Consider the following 1,065-nt stretch of genomic DNA (forward strand, 5'->3'; position numbering starts at 1 on the left):
ACCACATCTTCTGCACGTTCTATATTAACAAATAACTCGCCCTTACCCGACTTATGCAGGGCACCCCGTACACCAACAATATCACCTAAATCAAAACGGGTTTTGTAGCCAATTTCTTTTTGAATATCTTTTGGTACGTAATACTGCATACCACCCGATACATCAGAAATCTTAGTAAATGGCCCCCGCTGAAACATGATTCGACCCGCAACAGATACTTGGTTATCCTGTTCTTCTAGCTCTGGCTTAGAGAACTCACCGAACTTTTCTAACAGATCTCCTGCTAAATCTTTTCGCTCGAAGTCATTACGGTGACCATTTGCTGAACAACCATCACGCAGTTCCTTGAGTTTGTTCTTACGCTCAGTGATCAACTTATTTTGGTCTTCAGTGTTCGTAGTATTCTGTTCGTTCGACATATTTTCTTCCAATTACTTATCCATTGCTGCCACCAAAGACGATAGCAGCAAACTAAAAATTAAAGGCCTTGCTTAAGACTGGCTTCGATAAACTGATCCAGGTCGCCATCTAAGACATTATTGCAGTTACTGGTCTCAACATTGGTTCGCAGATCTTTGATCCGCGAAGAGTCCAGTACATAGGAGCGGATTTGACTTCCCCAACCAATATCTGACTTAGTATCTTCCAATGCTTGTGCCGCTTCGCTACGCTTCATCATCTCTAGCTCATATAACTTTGCTCGAAGCTGCTGCATAGCCTTATCTTTGTTTTGATGCTGTGAACGTTGGTTCTGGCATTGGACCACAATACCGCTTGGCTCATGAGTAATACGTATTGCTGAATCGGTTGTATTAACGTGCTGGCCGCCCGCACCACTAGAGCGATACGTATCAATACGCAGGTCTGCCGGGTTAATTTCAATATCGACGTTATCATCAATTTCCGGTGATACAAACACCGATGCAAAAGAAGTATGGCGACGGCTGCCTGAATCAAAAGGAGATTTTCTTACCAAGCGATGGACACCTGTCTCTGTACGTAACCAACCAAATGCATATTCACCGGTAAATTGGATTGTCGCACTTTTGATGCCGGCAACTTCAC

At 43.6% G+C, this 1,065-nt stretch carries 2 protein-coding genes; both read right to left on the bottom strand.

All coding sequences use genetic code 11. The annotated features are described in order from the left end of the window. Window positions 1-419: OB-fold nucleic acid binding domain-containing protein (locus A3729_RS03505; RefSeq protein ID WP_369820070.1), on the bottom strand; the 419-nt coding region annotated here is incomplete at its 3' end. 59 nt (window positions 420-478) lie between these two features. Beyond that, the coding region (locus A3729_RS03510) for a peptide chain release factor-like protein (protein WP_068633169.1) at window positions 479-1,065 on the bottom strand (587 nt) is incomplete at its 5' end.

Source organism: Oleiphilus sp. HI0043, from assembly GCF_001634935.1.